The organism is Rhodococcus sp. P4_B6 (genome assembly GCF_056402215.1).
Window position 1 is genome coordinate 1 of the sequence record NZ_JBFUHV010000182.1, and the last position, 17,254, is coordinate 17,254.

Annotated in this window: 16 protein-coding genes and 1 pseudogene; 8 read left to right on the plus strand and 9 right to left on the minus strand. The window is 67.5% G+C overall.

Features of this window, described 5'->3' with window-relative positions:
- Nucleotides 1-61 precede the first annotated feature (61 nt).
- The 3 genes from AC1DWT_RS42640 to AC1DWT_RS42650 are packed head-to-tail and all read left to right on the plus strand — an operon-like array spanning nucleotide 62 to nucleotide 2,717.
- A complete protein-coding gene (locus tag AC1DWT_RS42640; protein ID WP_477925359.1) occupies nucleotides 62-916 on the plus strand; it encodes a carbohydrate ABC transporter permease in 855 nt (284 codons plus the stop codon).
- A gap of 21 nt (nucleotides 917-937) precedes the next feature.
- Nucleotides 938-1,831, plus strand: coding sequence for a carbohydrate ABC transporter permease (locus AC1DWT_RS42645; protein WP_477925341.1), 894 nt, complete (start codon nucleotides 938-940; stop codon nucleotides 1,829-1,831).
- A gap of 43 nt (nucleotides 1,832-1,874) precedes the next feature.
- A complete protein-coding gene (locus AC1DWT_RS42650) occupies nucleotides 1,875-2,717 on the plus strand; it encodes a metallophosphoesterase family protein (RefSeq protein ID WP_452579321.1) in 843 nt (280 codons plus the stop codon).
- Nucleotides 2,718-2,763: 46 nt separating this feature from the next.
- Here the strand turns inward: AC1DWT_RS42650 and AC1DWT_RS42655 are convergent, their stop codons facing one another.
- Nucleotides 2,764-4,065 (minus strand): amidohydrolase, encoded by a 1,302-nt coding sequence (locus tag AC1DWT_RS42655; protein WP_477925343.1) that lies wholly within the window; start codon nucleotides 4,063-4,065, stop codon nucleotides 2,764-2,766.
- Nucleotides 4,062-5,363 carry an MFS transporter gene (locus tag AC1DWT_RS42660; RefSeq protein ID WP_477925345.1) on the minus strand — a complete coding sequence of 434 codons (1,302 nt, stop codon included), beginning with the start codon at nucleotides 5,361-5,363 and terminating at the stop codon, nucleotides 4,062-4,064. Before AC1DWT_RS42660 ends, AC1DWT_RS42655 begins: the two co-directional genes overlap by 4 nt.
- A 101-nt stretch (nucleotides 5,364-5,464) precedes the next feature.
- On the opposite strand from AC1DWT_RS42660, the gene AC1DWT_RS42665 reads away from it, so the two are divergent.
- On the plus strand, nucleotides 5,465-6,553 hold the full coding sequence (locus tag AC1DWT_RS42665) for an Lrp/AsnC family transcriptional regulator (protein ID WP_477925347.1): 1,089 nt from the start codon (nucleotides 5,465-5,467) through the stop codon (nucleotides 6,551-6,553).
- Nucleotides 6,554-6,661: 108 nt separating this feature from the next.
- Nucleotides 6,662-7,120: a hypothetical protein gene (locus tag AC1DWT_RS42670; protein ID WP_477925349.1), complete on the plus strand. Its 459-nt coding sequence runs from the start codon at nucleotides 6,662-6,664 to the stop codon at nucleotides 7,118-7,120.
- Between the two features lie 5 nt (nucleotides 7,121-7,125).
- Here the strand turns inward: AC1DWT_RS42670 and AC1DWT_RS42675 are convergent, their stop codons facing one another.
- From AC1DWT_RS42675 to AC1DWT_RS42705, 7 genes are all read right to left on the minus strand, one after another.
- On the minus strand, nucleotides 7,126-7,878 hold the full coding sequence (locus tag AC1DWT_RS42675) for an SDR family NAD(P)-dependent oxidoreductase (RefSeq protein WP_206013654.1): 753 nt from the start codon (nucleotides 7,876-7,878) through the stop codon (nucleotides 7,126-7,128).
- Nucleotides 7,875-8,183, minus strand: coding sequence for a YciI family protein (locus AC1DWT_RS42680; protein ID WP_095862049.1), 309 nt, complete (start codon nucleotides 8,181-8,183; stop codon nucleotides 7,875-7,877). The genes AC1DWT_RS42675 and AC1DWT_RS42680 overlap by 4 nt, the downstream gene beginning before the upstream one ends.
- Before the next feature lies 1 nt (nucleotide 8,184).
- A complete protein-coding gene (chcC2, locus tag AC1DWT_RS42685) occupies nucleotides 8,185-9,918 on the minus strand; it encodes a 4-oxocyclohex-2-ene-1-carboxylate 5-dehydrogenase (RefSeq protein ID WP_095862048.1) in 1,734 nt (577 codons plus the stop codon).
- A gap of 166 nt (nucleotides 9,919-10,084) precedes the next feature.
- On the minus strand, nucleotides 10,085-10,846 hold the full coding sequence (locus AC1DWT_RS42690) for an IclR family transcriptional regulator (RefSeq protein WP_095862047.1): 762 nt from the start codon (nucleotides 10,844-10,846) through the stop codon (nucleotides 10,085-10,087).
- 18 nt (nucleotides 10,847-10,864) lie between these two features.
- On the minus strand, nucleotides 10,865-12,217 hold the full coding sequence (locus AC1DWT_RS42695) for an MFS transporter (protein WP_477925353.1): 1,353 nt from the start codon (nucleotides 12,215-12,217) through the stop codon (nucleotides 10,865-10,867).
- Nucleotides 12,218-12,384: 167 nt separating this feature from the next.
- Nucleotides 12,385-13,662, minus strand: coding sequence for a hypothetical protein (locus AC1DWT_RS42700; RefSeq protein WP_477925355.1), 1,278 nt, complete (start codon nucleotides 13,660-13,662; stop codon nucleotides 12,385-12,387).
- A 96-nt stretch (nucleotides 13,663-13,758) separates the two neighbouring features.
- Nucleotides 13,759-14,406 carry a TetR/AcrR family transcriptional regulator gene (locus tag AC1DWT_RS42705; RefSeq protein WP_206013658.1) on the minus strand — a complete coding sequence of 216 codons (648 nt, stop codon included), beginning with the start codon at nucleotides 14,404-14,406 and terminating at the stop codon, nucleotides 13,759-13,761.
- A 76-nt stretch (nucleotides 14,407-14,482) separates the two neighbouring features.
- On the opposite strand from AC1DWT_RS42705, the pseudogene AC1DWT_RS42710 reads away from it, so the two are divergent.
- The 3 genes and pseudogenes from AC1DWT_RS42710 to AC1DWT_RS42720 form a co-directional block, all read left to right on the plus strand.
- Nucleotides 14,483-15,374: pseudogene (locus tag AC1DWT_RS42710) on the plus strand (SDR family oxidoreductase).
- A gap of 30 nt (nucleotides 15,375-15,404) precedes the next feature.
- A complete protein-coding gene (locus AC1DWT_RS42715) occupies nucleotides 15,405-16,898 on the plus strand; it encodes a flavin-containing monooxygenase (RefSeq protein ID WP_477925357.1) in 1,494 nt (497 codons plus the stop codon).
- A gap of 213 nt (nucleotides 16,899-17,111) precedes the next feature.
- On the plus strand, nucleotides 17,112-17,254 hold a 143-nt coding region (locus tag AC1DWT_RS42720; protein WP_477925361.1), incomplete at its 3' end, for a transposase.

Here is a 17,254-nt window from a genome sequence, read left to right on the forward strand (position 1 = left end):
CCGCGCGGCCACCGTCCGCCCGTCCCGTACCGGCCGCACGGTCCGCCGTCTCACCCCGTACCTGTACCTGCTGCCCGCCGTCGTGCTGCTGATCGTCTGGATCTACAAGCCGCTCGCCGAAACCGTCGGGCTCTCGTTCTACAAGTGGAACATGGTCCCCACCAGCCCGAAAACACCGGTGGGCCTGGACAACTACACACGGGTGCTCGCGCTGCCCGAACTCCATCAGGCACTGCGCAACACCGTCGTGTACGTGCTCGCGTTCATGGTGTTCTCGTTGCTGCTCCCCGTGGTCGTGGCGCTGCTCTCGAACCGGGTGTCGGGGCGGGCGAAGACCGTGTACCAGGCGTTGATCTTCGTCCCGTTCCTGGTCACACCGGTTGCCGGGAGCGCGATCTGGCGCTGGCTGTTCAATCCCGACGGCGGCACGATTCCCCGGGTCGCCGCGGCGCTGGGCTTCGAGCTGGGCAACGTCTTCCGTGAACCCTCGCTGGCGCTGGCCGGTGTGGTGCTCATCGTCGGGTGGCAGATGCTCGGATTCGGTGTCCTCGTGGTCTCCGCCGGGCTGGCCGGCATCAGTCCCGACTACGCGTCGGCGGCCGCTCTCGACGGCGCGTCGCAGGCAACGATCACCCGCCGGATCATCCTTCCGCTGCTCTCCCCCACGTTGGTGTTCCTCGCACTGATGACGATCCTCCTCGGGGCGCAGTGGGCCTACCCGATCATCGACATCGTCACCCAGGGCGGACCCAGCGGCGCCTCCACGAACATCTACTACCTGCTCTACCAGTTCGGGTTCCAGAACTTCGACGCCGGACTGTCCGCCGCCGCGGGAACGCTGTTCTTCCTCGGCTTCGGGCTCATCGCGATCATCTTCGTCCGCCTGTCGGACCGACTGAGCTTCTACGACAACTGAGATCGAGAACGAGGACCACTCATGACATTCGTACTCGTCGACGGGCCGGCCAACCGTACGGCCGCGGCACCTCCGGCTCGCGATCCCGGCGACGCTCCCGTCGCCACTCGCTCACTGCCCCGGCTGGCGACCGGTCACGTGGTCCTCGCCGTGGTGACCCTGTTCAGCGTGTTTCCGGTGTACTGGATGTTCGCCACCGCGTTCCGCGCGCCGGAGGACTCGCTGTCCGTCAATCCGATTCCCTCGCCGTTCTCCCTCGCCAATATCCGCTACGTGTGGGAAACCCTGCCGATGGTGTCGATGCTCGGCAATACGTTCGTCATGGCGTTCGCGATGGCAACGAGCCAGTTGGTGGTCGCGATCCTCGCCGCCTACGCGTTCTCGCGGTGGACGTTCTTCGGCAAGCAGGTGTTGTTCCTGCTGTTCGTCGGATCGTGGCTGGTGCCGTTCCAGGTGACGATGATCCCGAACTACCTGCTGATCTCGCAGATGGGTCTGCTCAACACCGTGGCGGGCATCGTGATCCCCAACCTGTGCTCGGCGTTCGGGGTTCTGCTGATGCGTCAGCACATGGAGGCGTTCCCGCGGGAGTTGCTCGACGCCAGTCTCATCGACGGACAGAACTCGTGGGCCACCCTGTGGAAGGTGGTGCTGCCCAACATGAGGCCGGCGCTCGCCGCTTTGGGGATCATGCTGTTCATCTCCGCGTGGAACGAGTACCTGTGGCCGTCGCTGGTGATGCGGCAGTCCAATGCCGTGGTCCAGATCGGGATCCGTGGGTTCCTCGGTGAGGAGGGCAACAACTGGGGCGCGGTCATGGCCGCGTCCGGCATGGCGTGCCTGCCCATCTTCCTGATCTACCTGTTCCTGCAGCGCTACGTCCGCGACGCGTTCGTGCGGTCCGGCCTCAAATAGTCACTTCAACAACAAAAGTCACCCATCCGAAGGAGCCCCTTTCGTGAAGATCGTCCAGATCAGCGACACCCACCTGACCGCCCGCGGTGGCCGCACCCAGGAGAATTTCGATCGCGTCGTCGACTACGTCAACAACACCGTCAGGCCCGACCTCGTCGTGCACTCCGGCGACATTGTGATCATCCACCCCGACGACGACGCCGACCGCGCCCACGCCCACACCCTGATGCAGAAGTTCACCGCCCCGGTCCTCGTCGTGCCGGGCAACCACGACATCGGCGAGCCCGGCGCGACCCCGTGGAAGGGCATCGGCGTCACCGACGAGCGAATCGCCGCATTCGAGAAGGTGTGGGGCCCCGACCACTGGCGCCACGACACCGAAGGCTTCACCGTCCTCGGCCTCGACAGTGAACTCTTCGGCTCGGGACTGGACCGGGAGACCGAACAGTGGACGTGGATCGAAAACACCGTCCGCGACATTCCGGCCACGCAGCGGGTGATCGTGTTCCTGCACAAGCCGATCTGGCAGGCGATCCCGGAGCCGAGCGAGCACGCCTTCGACATCGGAGACTCCCGCGCCCGCCTGCTGGAACTGCTCGAGACGGTGTCACTCGCCGCAGTCGGCAGCGGACACCTGCACTGCTACCGGCAGACCCGCCGCGGCGAGGCGATCGAGGTATGGGCACCGGCCACCGCCTTCGTCGCCGGCGAGGACGACACCTTTGCCGGCCCGCTCCACCAACTCGGCGTCGTCGAGTACGACTGCACCGACGGCGCCGTCCGGGCCGGCTACCGGTCGGTGCCCGGCCTCGACGACGTTCACGTCACCGCCGTTCCCGAGGTGGTCGAGGCGATCGAGGTGCTCGCGGACAGCCCCGTCGGCTGAGATCCGGATCCACCACTCGCCGTCCCGGCGGTGAAGCCGACACGTCTCAGCTCGCCGCGTTCCAGGCGGCCGCCGCTGCCAGCAGTGCCCGGACCCCGGTCTCGAGGGTCGGATCGATCACCGGGGCGAACTGCGGCGAGTGGTTGGTCGGCACTCCCTCGGGCAGTGCCAGGGACTCCGTGGCGGTGAGGTCCAGATGGGCGAACGCCGCGGGGTCGGCCCCGCCGAAATGCCAGAAGACGGAGGGACATCCGGCGGCAGTGGCGAACACACCGAAATCTTCGCTGCCGGCGAGTGGACGTGGCATCGGCAGCATCCGGTCCGAACCGAAGGCGCCGGCGAGTGCCGCGACGACCCGTTCGGTGGCGGCCTCGTCGTTGACCGTCAGCGGAAAGTCGTTGAGGGGGCTGAATTCCGGCTCCTTCGGCGCCCCGGATGCGGCCGCCTCGGCGTTGACGACGCGGCGGATCGCGGGTAGCACCCGGTCACGCACCTGCGGGTCGAAGGTGCGGACGTTGACCTTCAGTTCCGCCTCGTCGGGGATGATGTTCTCCTTGTGGCCGCTGTGGAACGAACCCACGGTGACCACCGCCGAATCACCGGCGGCCACCTCGCGCGACACGACCGCCTGAAGCCTCCCCACCACGGCCGAGCCCATGACGATGGGATCGACGGTGTGTTCGGGCGCCGATCCGTGCCCGCCGCGCCCGAAGAGCCGGATCCGGAAACTGTCGGCGGCAGCCATCAATGTTCCGGGGCGGGTGACGATCCTGCCGGCGGGGAACGGTCCGACGTGCTGGCCCAGGCACACGTCCGGCCGGGGGAAGCGCTCGACGAAACCGTCGTCGACCATCGCCCGGGCGCCCTGCGCGGTCTCCTCGCCGGGCTGGAAGACCACCACGAGGGTGCCGCGCCACAGGGAGCGGTCCGCGGCGTACAGCGCGGCGGCGCCGAGCAGGCAGGTGACGTGCACGTCGTGACCGCACGCGTGCATGACTGGCACCGTCACCCCGTCGGGATCGATCCCGGTGTCGGTGGAGGCGTAGTCGAGTCCGGTGTCCTCGCGGACCGGCAGTCCGTCCATGTCGGCGCGCAGCAGCACCACCGGACCGTCGCCGTTGTGGAGCACACCGACGACGCCGGTCCGGCCGACGCCTTCGGTGACGTCCCAGCCCTGTGCGCGCAGCGCCGCCGCGACGAGGTCCGCGGTCCTGTTCTCCTGCATGGACAATTCGGGGTGGGCGTGCAGATCGCGGTAGAGGTCGGCGAGTGCGGGCAGCAGTACCGCCAGGCCGGCCTGGGCGGGAGTACCGGGAGGCAGAGCGACGGTCTGGGAAAATGCGGTCATTGTGCTGTCCTTACGTTGTCGTGGCTGGGTGAGTTCGGGCGTTGTGGCTCGCGGGGCGAAATGGCTGCTCTGAAAGCGTTGGGATGCTGCGGTGTTCCCAGCGCGAACGCGCCTGCGAGGACGGCGCCGATGACGAGGAAGGCGAACGCGGCGGTGTAGGAATAGCGATCGACCAACGCGCCCATCACCATCGGGGTGATGAATCCGGCGGCCTGACCGCCGAAGTTGATCATTCCCGACCCGGTGCCGACCATCCCGGCAGGCAGCGTGCGCATGGGTATCGCGAAGATCGGCATGTAGCACAGCGTGGCGGACGCGGTGGCCAGCGACAGGAGCGCGACGAATTCGGTCAGCGACGTCACCCGGTTCAGGAAGAGGATGCACACCGCGCAGACCGTCATCGCGGGGAAGACGATCAGTCGATGCCGTCCGCCGAGACGGTCGATGAGCTTGCCACCGACGATGATCGCGACGCCACCGACCAGGGCGGGGATCGCGGACAGCAACCCGGAACCCGTGAGCGAGATGCCGCGCTCGGTCTGGAGATAGGACGGGATCCAGGAGTTCAGGCCCCACACGATGATGCCGTAGCCGAAGAACATCAGGGTGAACCGCCACATGACCCCCGAGGCGAGAACGGTGCGCAATCCTCCCGGTTGGTCCGGTCGGGCCTCGGTGTCGTCGGACTGCGGCAACGTGGCGGGCAGCCACAGTTGGATCGCCGCCCAGACCAGAACTCCGAGCCCGGCGACCGCGAAGAACGACATCCGCCAGCCCCACAGTGCGATGATCGGCGCCGCGATGAGCGGGGCGAGCACCGCGCCGAAGGCGTTGGAACTCTGCGCCCACCCGGTCGCCGTCATTCTTTGTCCCGGCGCGGTGCGTTCGGCGACCGCCTTCATGGCCGCCGCGGGATACACCCCCTGCCCCACCCCGAACACGAACCGAATCGCCAGCAGCACGGCGAACGCCCAGGCAGTGCCGGTCAAGGCGGTGAACAGGGACCAGATCAGCAGCGACCAGGAGACCACCCGTCGGGAACCGAACCTGTCGGCGAGCAGACCGCCGGGAATCTGGCACAGCGCATAGGAAAGGAAGAACGCGGAGATGACCATGCCCTGCTGGGTGTGGCCGAGACCGAACTCGGCACCGATCGAGGGCAGTGCGAGGTTGATCGCGAGGCGATCGATGTAATCGACGACCCACGCGGCGAACAGAAGGATCACCGTGATCCGCGCGGCCCGGTCCAGTGGGGTCCGATCGGCGTTGGCGCGGTGCACTTCTGGTGGATGTTTCACAGTTTCTCCCGGATGACAGGGTCGGCGAATCACCGACACACCAAGTCGACGCCTCGGCACCTCCGACACGGCCGCCGCGCACTGGGTGAAGACTAGGAACCATGAGGGTCGCGAGAACGAGAACGCAGGATTCCGTCACCACACCGTCGGACACGCCGGAATCCGACAGCCGACGCGGCGAGGACGCATCCTCGACGGGTGGGCGTCCACCGTTCGACGAGCTGGACCTGGCCCTGATCGACGCCCTCCAGACCAGTCCACGTGCCCCCTGGTCACAGGTCGGCACCGCGTTGGGCATCGGGGCGACCACCGCGGCACGCCGCTGGCACCGCCTGTCGGAACTCGGGCTGTCCTGGGTCACCGCGTATCCGGCGCCGTCGGACGATCACTGCGTCGCATACGTGGAAGTCCGCTGCAGTCCCGGCGCGATCGAGCCGCTGACCGACCAGCTCGTCTCCGATCCGCGAGTGTTCAGTCTCGAGCAGGTGGCGGGAGACTTCGATCTGTTCCTCAGCGTCGTGACGCGCGGACCCGCCGCGCTCGCGCACTTCCTGAGTCACACCCTCGGCGCACACGACGGGGCGCTGTCGGTGAACACCCGGGTGTCGCTGCGCGGGTACCGGGAGGGCAGCAGTTGGCGCGTGCGCGCATTGGACCGGGACCAGCGCGCACAGCTCGGCCCGCGTCCGGCGTGGACGCACCCGGATGCGTCCTCGAGCCCGGACCTCGTCCTGCTCCGGGCACTGGGCGGAGACGGCCGCCGCAGTTACGCCGAACTCGCCGCCGTCACCGGCATCGCCGAGCCGACCGCGCGACGCCGGTTGCAGCGGATGATCCGCCAGGGCGAGATCCTCTTCCGCTGCGACTTCGCCCAGCAGCTCGCGGGCTGGCGGCTGCTCGCCACCTACCGGATGAACGTGCCGGCCGATCGTCTCGACGACGCCGCGCGCGAGCTCTCCGCCCTCCCCGACGTGCGCCTGTGCGCCGCGGTGACCGGAAACTGCAACCTCCTCGTGTCGGTGTGGTCACGCTCGGCGGAGGAGACCGCCCGGCTCGAGGGGCACTTCGGTGAGCGGATCCCGGGCCTGACCATCACCGCACGCACCGTGACCCTGCGCACCGTCAAACGCATGGGTCAGCTGCTCAACGCGGACGGCACCGCCGCCGAGCACATCCCGCTGGAGATGTAGGGACCACGATGGATTCGGCTGCTCGTCGCCCCACCGTGGGTTCGTGAATAGTCGCATCCAGCAGCGAGCCCGTTGCACCCCGGCGTGCTAGGCGACGATGATGGGGCGGTGATCATCGAACGCAGCTCGGTCGTCGGCGCGCCGATCGGGCAGGTGTGGGCGAGGGTCGTCGATCCGGAGGGGATCAACGACGAGATGCGTCCATGGATGACGATGAGCATCCCGCGCGGTCAGGAGTCGATCAACATCGACTCGGTCGCGGTCGGTGAACCGCTCGGCCGGGCGTGGCTGCGACTGTTCGGGCTGGTCCCGTTCGAGTACGACGATCTGACCATCGCGGAGCTGGAACCAGGCCTGCGGTTCCACGAGAAGTCGACGATGCTCAGCATGCGCCGGTGGGAGCACGAACGCACGCTCCGGCCGTTCGACGACGGCAGCACAGGCGTCTACGACCGGATCACGTTCGAACCGAGGCTTCCGCTGGTGCCGCTGACGCCGGTGCTGGCCCGCGTGCTGGGCGCGTTCTTCGGGCACCGGCACCGGCGTCTGGCGCGACACTTCGGCTGACGGCCTCAGTGCGCCGTGTAGCCACCGTCGACGACGAGTTCGGTGCCGGTGGTGAAGCCGGACTCGTCCGAGGCGAGGTAGAGCACCCCGTACGCGATCTCGTCCGGTTCACCCTGCCGCGGAAGGGGGTTGCCCGAGACGAGTTGGCGATAGTACTCCTCCGGCCCGAGCGCGCTGCCCTCCGCCGACCGCCGGCTCATCGCCGTCCGCATCGACCCGGGATGGATCGAGTTGACGCGAATTCCGTCCGGCCCGTACGTGACGGCGTCGGATTTGCTCAGCAGCCGCACCGCGCCCTTCGACGCGTGGTACAGCGGGACGTTGGAGCCTCCGGTCAGCCCGTGGATCGACGAGAAGTTCACGATGCTGCCCTTCTTCCGGCCGATCATGTGGGGCACCACGTGTTTGGTCATCAGCCAGACGCCCTTGACGTTGACGTCGAAGATCTGGTCGAACTCGGCGACCGACGCCTCGTGTGACGGTGCGGGCCTGCCGATGATGCCGGCGCAGTTGACGAGAACGTCGGGGACGCCGACGGTCTCGACGATCGCTGCGACGGCGTCGGCGACACTGGTCTCGTCGGTGACGTCGACGGCGAACGGCGTGATCGCCTCCGAATCCCACGGTGCGTCCGGGAGTTTCAGGTCGAGCGCGGCAACCCGCGCCCCTTCCGCGGCGAGCATCCGGGCGGTCGCGCCGCCGAGATCACCGTTCGCCCCCGTGACGACGGCGACCTTCCCTGCCACTCGACCTGTCATGACCTGCCTCCCACTGCTGCGACGGCCCACGGGCCGATCATCGGAATCCATTCGGTGATGTCGTACGACGCGACGTATCCGTGCGTCCGGAACGGGTCGCCCTCGACGACGTCGACGACGTCCTGCCGGTCCGTGGCCTCGTAGACCATCGCGGCGCCGGGATCTTCTCCGGCGGCGAACGGTCCCGACCCGAGGATGAGTCCGCGGTCGGCGGCGGCCTGCAGGTGACTCTTGTGTTCGGGACGATACGTGTCCCGGCCGGCGGTGTCGCCGGTGTATGCGTAGCGGACGAGGTAGAACGGCACGTCAGACCTCTTCCAGGACGGTCGGTGTGGCGGATTCGCTGCGCAGCGACACGAGGATCTCGGCGTCCCGGCCGATGGTGTATCCGAAGACGAGGGCGGGCCCGATGTTGGCGCCGTAGCCCGGGTATCCGCCGCCGAAGATGCTGACCGCCGCGGAACCAGCCGCGAAGAGACCGGGGATCGGCTGGTTGTCGTCGTCGAGGACCTGGCTGTGCCGATCGACGGCGAGGCCGGAGTAGGCTCCGAGGTCGCCCATCTCGATCTTCGCCGCGTAGTACGGTCCCTTGTCGAGCGGCTCGAGGTTCGGATTGGGCTGGTGCTCCATGTCGCCCTTGAAGTGGTGGAACCAGTTGGATCCGCGATTGAACTTCGGGTCCTCCCCCTTGGCGGCGCCCGCGTTGAACTCGGACAGGGTCTTCTTCAGCCCGGCGGCGTCGACACCGATCTTGCGTGCGAGTTCCTCGACCGTGTCGGCCTTGTGGAGGAATCCGGTCTTCTTGAAATAGCTCTGCGGGATGGGCCGCGGCTTCGCGTAGCCGATTCCGTACTTGTTCATGGCTTTCGAGTCGGCGATGATGTAGCCGAATGTCTCGTCCTGGCCGGCGTTCTCCTGAATCATCGCCATGCCGAAGTCGTGGTACGAACTCGACTCGTTGGCGAAGCGTTCACCCTTGCGGTTCACGGCGATCAGTCCCGGGAGCCCGAACGCCCGCAGGTGCGGGAAGATCCGCTGCTGTCCGCGCAGACCGGTGAACACCGTGACCGGCGCCCAGGCGGCCGGCTCGTGGACGTCGGTGTCGACGTGCCCGCCGAGCGGTGCGGCCAGGCGCACGTTGTCGCCGTCGTGCCCGACGGTGGGCGTGAAGTGGTTGTCGCCGTGCGGATCATGACCCCAGTACTCGGCGCGCAGGGAGGCGTCCGAGGAGTAGCCGCCTGCCGCGATGACGACACCGAGCCGCGCCTCCACCGTTGCCGCGTGAACTCCCCCGAGCACGGCGCCGGTGACGACCCCGTTCTCCGACTGCAGGATCTTCGTGACGGGTGTCTCGGTCCACATCCGGATGCCGAGCTTGGCCGCGGACGACACCATCCGGACCATCAGCGAATTGCCGTTGGTCCGGTCGAACGACCGTCGGCAGAGCACCGTCTCGACCCACGTCTTGAGGAGCTTCTTCGACACGTAGGCAAACGATTTCCACGACTGGTTGGCGTGCAGGAACTGTGCGATGTCGGGTCCGACCTCGGGCATGTACCCGAAGACGGTGTACGTGTCGAGGTAGGGGCGCAACCGGAGCCGGTTCTCGCCGAGTGTGCGCGCGTCGACGACCTTGCCGGAGATCGCGCGCCCCGACGGCTTCGCACCCGGGGCGTCCATCTGGTAGTCCGGAGCCATTTCCGGATAGACGAATTCGACGTCGGTGTCGCGTTCGAGCCAGTCGATCGCCTCGGGGACCTCGTCGAGGAAGGTGTCGACCATCTCGGCCTTGTAGCAGTCCTTGGCGAGTGCCCGAATGTACGTTTCGATCTCCTGACGGGTGTCGCCCTGCGCGACGCCCTGCTTGTTGCCCGGCACCCACGCCCAGCCGCCCGAGATGGCGGTGGTGCCACCGAGCCACTTCGACTTCTCGGCGACGATGACGCTGTGGCCTTCGCTCGCGGCCTTGAGCGCGGCGGCCATGCCCGCGGCCCCGGACCCGATGACCAACAGGTCGCATTTGACGGATTTCGAGCTCATATGTGGACCTTCCCTGGAGAGTCGGCACTCGATCGCGCGAAGGCACTGCTGTGCAGCATGTTTGGAGGCACACTGCGCGATCGGTGACGGTGTGTTCGTGTCACCCACTCTGACCGAGCCGAGACTCGGGTCACAGCTCGACTCCAATGGATGGAAAGGTTTCTGATCAGTGCCGCGATCCGCGCGTCATCGCCCGGGTGATGCCGCGCGACGCCGTCGTCAGAGCCGCCACCACCGACTGCGGGTTCGCCTGATCGTGCGGGATGACGACGGACAGGGCGGCGATCACCTTGCCGCCGTCGCTGTCCCGCACGGGCACAGCGACTCCCGTCGCACCCGGGGTGATGAGACCGGCGGCCACCGCGAAGTGCTGGTGCCGCACCTCGGCGAGGAGACGCCGCATCTGGTCGGGGTCGGTGACGGTGGCGTCGGTGTACCGTTCGAGCGGTTGCGACAGCAATTCGTCCTGCACGTCGCGGGAGGCGTTCGCCATCAGAACCAGACCGGACGAGCACGCATGCACCGGCAGCCGTCCGGCGATCTTGGTGACGTTGACGACGGACCCGCGGGTGGAGAGCCGTTCGACGAACAGCACCTCGTTGCCGTCGAGGACGCCCAGCTGGGTGTGCTGCTTGATCGCGGCGTTCACATCCTCCATGAACGGCATCGCCGCCTCGCGCAGGCTCAGGGTGTGCGAACCGCGGGACCCCAGTTCCCACATCCGGACCCCGATGCTGATGCGGGTGTCGTTGCGTTCGAGGAGGCGGAACTTGACGAGTTCGCCGACGATGCGGTGCGCCGTCGCGACGGGGAGGTCGGACCGGCGCGCGATGTCGGACACCGACAGGGACGGTGTGTCCGCGTCGAAGGAAGACAAGACCCTCACGACGCGGGCAGTGACCGATTCTCCTGTCGGTGTCCGTGACATCGTCCTATTGTCCTCCGGCTACTCCCGCGAGGTCGACGGACGCCCGAGTTCGGCCAGCGGCACCCGGTACGTCTCGCGGGCGGTGAAGGCGGCGACGGACGAGACCAGCATGCACAGTGCCGTGAACACCGCGACCGGGACCCACGCGTTCGCCCCGGTTCCCAGCAGTGCCCAGCCGATCGCCGGGGCGAAACCGGCGATGAGGAAACCGATCTGCGTGCCGACGGCGAAACCGGAATAGCGCACGGGCGCGGCGAACATCTCGGTGAAGAAGCTCGGCCACAGGCCGTTCACCATCGAGTAGAACAGCGTCATCGTGAGCAGTGTGGCGACGAAGATCAGCGGAATGGAGCCGACCGAGATGGCCCAGAAGTATCCGAAGATGGTGACACCGCATCCGAGAGTGCCGGTGATCCATACAGGGCGGCGTCCGACGCGGTCCGACAGCTTGGCGAGCAGAGGTATCGCGACGATGGAACCCGCGATCGACGCCGACGACGCCCACAGCATCGTGGTGCGGTCGATGCCGACCTCGGGTCCGGTGGCGTAGGCGAGCCCGAAGACGGTGAACACCGTCTGCCCGACGGCGAACAGCGAGCACAGGGCGATCCGCAGGACGTCCCGCCACTGGGTGGTCACCACGGTGACGACGGGCAGTTTCTGCACCTCCGCGTGCTCACGCGACTCCGCGAACACCGGGGTCTCGTCGAGCTTGGTGCGCACGAAGTAGGCGACCACGAGCATCACGGCACTGCACCAGAACGGGATTCGCCAGCCCCAGCTGTCGAGTTGGTCCTTCGGCAGCGCGGCCACCGGGATGAAGACGAGGGTCGCGAGCACCATCCCGGCCGCGTAGCCGGTCATCGTGAAACTCGTGAAGAATGCCCGCCGCCCCTCGGGTGAGTGCTCGAGAGTGAGCGTGCTGGCGCCCGCCGCCTCACCGCCCGCGGAGAACCCCTGCGCGAGGCGGCACAGGACCAGCAGGATCGGGGCGGCGATGCCGATCTGCTCGTAGGTGGGCAGGAACCCGATCGCGAGACTCGACAGTCCCATGATGAGCAGCGTCAGCAACAGAATCTTCTTGCGGCCCAACTTGTCCCCGAAGTGTCCCAGCACGATTCCGCCGACCGGCCGGGCCACGTAGCCGACGCCGAACGTCGCGAGCGCGGCGACCGTGCCGATCGCGTCGTTGCCGGCCGGGAAGAACGTGTGCCCGAAGACGAGGGCGGCGGCGGACCCGTAGATGAAGAAGTCGTAGTACTCGAGCGCGCTCCCGAGGAACGACGCGAGCGCCGCCTTCTTCGGCGTCTTCGCGACCTCGACGGGTGGCGCGGCGGTCGGGCTGTCGTGCGTCACGGCGGATACGTTCATCGACTCTCCTGCGATCGGGCCTGGCGTGGTGTGACTCAACGTGCCAACCGCGACCACGCGTGCGCAACGTCACATCCATCCATTGGAAAGCCGGCACCGTGCTGTCCCGGACGAACGGGACGCCCGTTGCGTCAGATCGAACGAGCGTCCCGTTCGTCCGAGACGCGCTACGGCTGCGGCGGGGACAACTCCCAGCCGGTGCTCATGTCGCGGGCGAGGTCGGGCACCCGCCGCAGCACCCGCTGGCCCACGACGAAGTCGCGGAACGGGATGGCCAGCAGGGCCCGCAGCTCGCCCGGACGGCCCTCGGCTAGCCGCTGGTAGGACGACGCGATGTCGCTGACGATGTACTGCCAGCGCGGTTCGCGGTCGGCCCAGTTGAAGCCCGGCAGGGGTGTCCGGAGACGGTAGTCCGCGCCGTTCACGTCGCCCGTCACCGCCATCGGCGACACCTGTCCCGGTGCCCGCGCGCCCGGGACCGAGGGTTGCGCCGCGAGGGTGGTGGCGTAGGTGAGCGCCCGGCCGACACCGTCGCGCGCGGCCGACGTGACGTCCCACTGGTCGGCGATGATCTGATTCTGCTCACGCGACGCCATCCGGAACAGGGCGTCCGCGTATCCCGCTGCGGTGCCGGAGAAGATGCCGTTCCAGGCGATCTCGGCATTCTCGTCGAGCAGTCCCGCGGCGGCCATCTCCTCGACGGCGCCCCGGCCGTCGCTCAGGTACGCCTCGTGCATGGGCACCATGTCGAAGTAGATGTGTTTCTGCATCATCAGCAGGCGTTTCTGATACCAGTCCAGGTCGCCCGCCGTCATCGCCGGACCGACGGTGGCGAGAGTTCTCGGGTCCGGCGGCAGGAGCGTCGTCGCCTCGCCGGGAAGTCCGCGGACCGTGGACGCGACGGCGTTGCCAAGCGTGTGGACGGCGTCGACTCCGAGCACGGTCCGGCCGAGGTCGAGGTCCCAGAAGCCGGCAGCGAACGAGCCTCCCGCCAGTCCGGCCATACCGGACCAGTAGAGCTCGGCGCGTTGGAGTTGATACCGGCCGTAGTTCTCGTACACCCGGTCGACCACCGCCGCGTTGGCGATCAGCCCGGCGTTCGGATCCCACCCGGCAAGGTCGATGCCGGACGCCTCGGATCCTCGCGCCAGCCAATATTGTTGCAGCAGGACGGAATACCTACTCGGTGCGACGCCGTCGGAGCGGGCGGCGGCCAGCGCGGCACCGAGTGCGGCGGAGTCGGTGGGCAGCCGGGGGTCCAGCCCGCCGATCGACTCCGCCGCCGCGTTCGCGGGCGTGATGTCGAGGAGGCCCGCGTACCCGGTGGCGTGCGCGACGTTCGGCGCCGGACCAGCCCAAGCGAGGACCCCAAGCAACGCGACGAGCACCCCGCGGATTGTCGTGTTGCGGACCCCAGGTGATTGGCAGTGCACAGCACCGGGCATGTCAGGTATTTAACAACATATATGTGATTGCGTCCGGGGTTTGCCCGGATCCACCCCCACGTGAGCGCTAAGGAGTGCCCCGGCACACGACGCCACTCACGTGGGGCCGAGTTCACCCAGGACGGCCGAGAGAATGGTGTGCGCACTGGCAATGACCGTCTCGATCGGCTGGGGGTTCTCCGACAGCACCCATTGCTGGGCGATCATCAGCACCGCCCCGACCAGGCCGGTCGCGAGGGTGCGGAGGTGGAACTCCGGAAACGCGGTGCGGTCGACCGCCGGACCGATGACGACGAGCACGGCGTCCACGAACGACCGGGTGACGCGGCGATAGGCGATGTCGACTTCCGGGCCGACACCGAGGACCTCCTGGAAGGCGATCCGTGGGATCCGCGGGTCGTCGGCGACGGACCGGAAGAACGCGGTCAGCGCCCCGCGAACCCTGGCGTCCAGATCGGCGCCCCCGTCCCCCGCGCCGCGCAGGACGCTGTCCCGGAGGCGGTCGGTCACGCTCGCGTACGCCGCCAGCAGTAGGGCTTCGCTGTCGTCGAACGACTCGTAGAAGTAGCGCTTGGTGAGCCCGGCGGTCGCGCAGATCTTCTCGACGGTCGCGGACCGGTATCCGCTGGTCCCGAACACTTCGACGGCGGCGTCGACGAGACGCGCGCGGCGCTCTTCCTGACGCTGGCGAGGGCTCGCACCGCGGTAGGTGCGGCCCGTCTCGTCGAGCCTGGGCGAACTCACTCCCCAATATTGACACCGCACAGTTCCAGATACAAACTGACACTGAACGGTGCCAGATCACACGCCAGGAGATCCCATGCCCACGCTCAGGAACAAAGTCGCACTCGTCACCGGAGCCGCACGGGGCATCGGAGCCGAGACGTCCCGCACCCTCGCCCGCAAGGGCGTCAAACTGATCCTGATCGACCTGGACGCCGAACCACTGAAAGCCCTCGCTGCCGAACTCGGTGACGACGTCGCGCTCGCCGTGGCCGCCGACGTCTGCGACCTGCCCGCCATGCAGAAGGCCGTCGACTCCGGCGTCGCGAAGTTCGGGGGCATCGACCTCGTTCTCGCGAATGCCGGCATCGCGAGCTACGGCTCGGTGATGCAGGTCGATCCAGCCAGGTTCAAGCGGGTCATCGACATCAACATCCTCGGCGTGTTCTACACCGTCCGGGCTGCGCTTCCGTCCGTGATCGAACGCAAGGGCTACATCCTGATCGTCTCGTCGCTCGCCGCGTTCGCACCCGCGCCCGGCCTGGCCGCGTACTGCGCGAGCAAGGCCGGCGTCGAGCATTTCGCCAACGTCCTGCGTCTCGAAGTCGCGCACCGTGGCGTTGCCGTGGGCTCGGCCCACATGTCGTGGATCGACACACCGCTCGTCCAGGACGCGAAAACCGACCTCACCGCATTCAACCAACTTCTCGCGGTCCTGCCGGGACCGGTCGGCAAGACGTCGTCGGTGGGTCCCTGCGTCGACGCATTCGTCGATGCCCTGGCAAAGCGGAAACGCCGGGTCTACGTGCCGCGGTGGGTCGCTCGCCGGCTGGCTGAAGGCGGTGGTGACGTCGCGCGTCGGCGATCGCAACACGCTGCCCCACGTACCCCGCATTCTTCCGCTGATGGACGAGGAGGTCGCGAAGCTCGGCCGCTCCACCAGCGCACGTAATGTCGCTCTCGACGACGTCGCCGTAGACCCGAAGTAGCCACCCGTCCCACCCAGCGAGAGAGTGTTCATGTCACACACCGATACCGCCGCCGACACCACCGGCGCGAAGGCTCCCGTCGAACACCTCGACGTGCTGATCATCGGGGCCGGACTGTCCGGGATCGGTGCCGCGTACCACCTGCAGGACAGCTTCCCCGGCCGGACGTACGCGATCCTGGAGAGCCGTGAGACGATCGGCGGCACGTGGGACCTGTTCCGCTACCCCGGCATTCGGTCCGACTCCGACATGTACACGCTGGGCTACCGCTTCCGGCCGTGGGAGAACGACAAGTCGATCGCCGACGGTCCCGCGATCCTCGAGTACGTCAAGGACACGGCGGCCGAGCACGGGATCGACCGGAACATCCGGTTCCGGCACAGGGTCGTTCGCGCCGAGTGGTCGACCTCGAACGCCCGTTGGACGATCGACGCCGAGCGCACCGACACCGGTGAGACCGTCCGGTTCACCGCCGATTTCCTGATGTCCTGCAGTGGGTACTACCGCTACGACGAGGGCTACACCCCCGAGTTCCCGGGCATCAACCGGTTCGCCGGGCAGGTCGTGCACCCGCAGAAGTGGCCCGAGGACCTCGACTACGCCGGCAAGCGGGTGGTCATCATCGGCAGCGGCGCCACCGCGGTGACGCTGGCGCCGTCGATGGCCGCCGAGGCCGCGCACGTGACCATGCTGCAGCGCTCGCCCACGTACATCATCTCGATGCCGGCCAAGGACAAGCTGGCCAACAAGCTGCGGCGCCACCTGCCCACGCGGCTCGCCTACGCGCTGACCCGGCTCAAGAACGCGTCGGTGGCGACGGCGATCTACCAACTGTGCCAGCGGTACCCGGAATTCATGAAGGGCCGCATCCGGCAACTCCAGGAGAAGTGGCTGCCGAAGGGCTACGACATCGACAAACACTTCACGCCCCGCTACAACCCGTGGGATCAGCGACTGTGCCTCGTGCCCAACGGGGATCTGTTCCGCTCCATCCGCAACGACGAAGTGTCGATCGTGACCGATCACATCGACACGTTCACCGAATCCGGGATCACGCTGAAGTCCGGCGACGAGCTGCGCGCCGACGTCGTCGTCACCGCAACGGGTTTGAACCTACTCGCGTTCGGCGGGATGACACTCGCCGTCGACGGCCGCGACATCGACCTCACCGAGACCATGGCATACAAGGGGATGATGCTCAGCGGGGTGCCCAATTTCGCCTTCGTCATCGGCTACACCAACGCGTCCTGGACGCTGAAGGCCGACCTGGTGTGCGAATACGTCTGCCGTCTGCTCGCGCACATGGACGCGAACGGATTCGCGCAATGCTCCCCGGAGCGGGACAGCGCGGTCGACGAGGAGCCGTTCCTCGACTTCGCCGCCGGCTACGTGCTGCGGTCGGTGGAGTCGTTCCCGAAGCAGGGTTCGAAAGCACCGTGGCGGCTGCGGATGAACTACTTCCGCGACCTGGTCACACTGCGGCACGGCAAGATCGTCGACGATGCGATGGTGTTCCGCCCGTGAGTACTTGTTAACCGCCCGGGGGATGTTGCGGAATTGAGTGAGGGTGGTGTGGCCCTCTCGTGGCTTGTGGCGGGTGCCGGTGCGGGCGGGGGTGGCCCCGCCTGGTCAGGTGGTGGCCGGGAGGGTGTTTCCTGCGGTCAGGTGGGTTGAGGTTCCCCCCGGAAAGTGGACACCGACTTGGCGGGACACCGGTCCCGCTGGAAGGATGTCCGTATGCCCCCTCGCAAGCGTCGGTCGTTCACGACCGAGTACAAGGTCGAGGCTGCCCACCGGGTGATCGACTCCGGTCGCACCATCGCAGAGGTCGCCCGAGAACTCGGCCTCAACGAGAGTCTGTTGGGTGAATGGGTCAAACT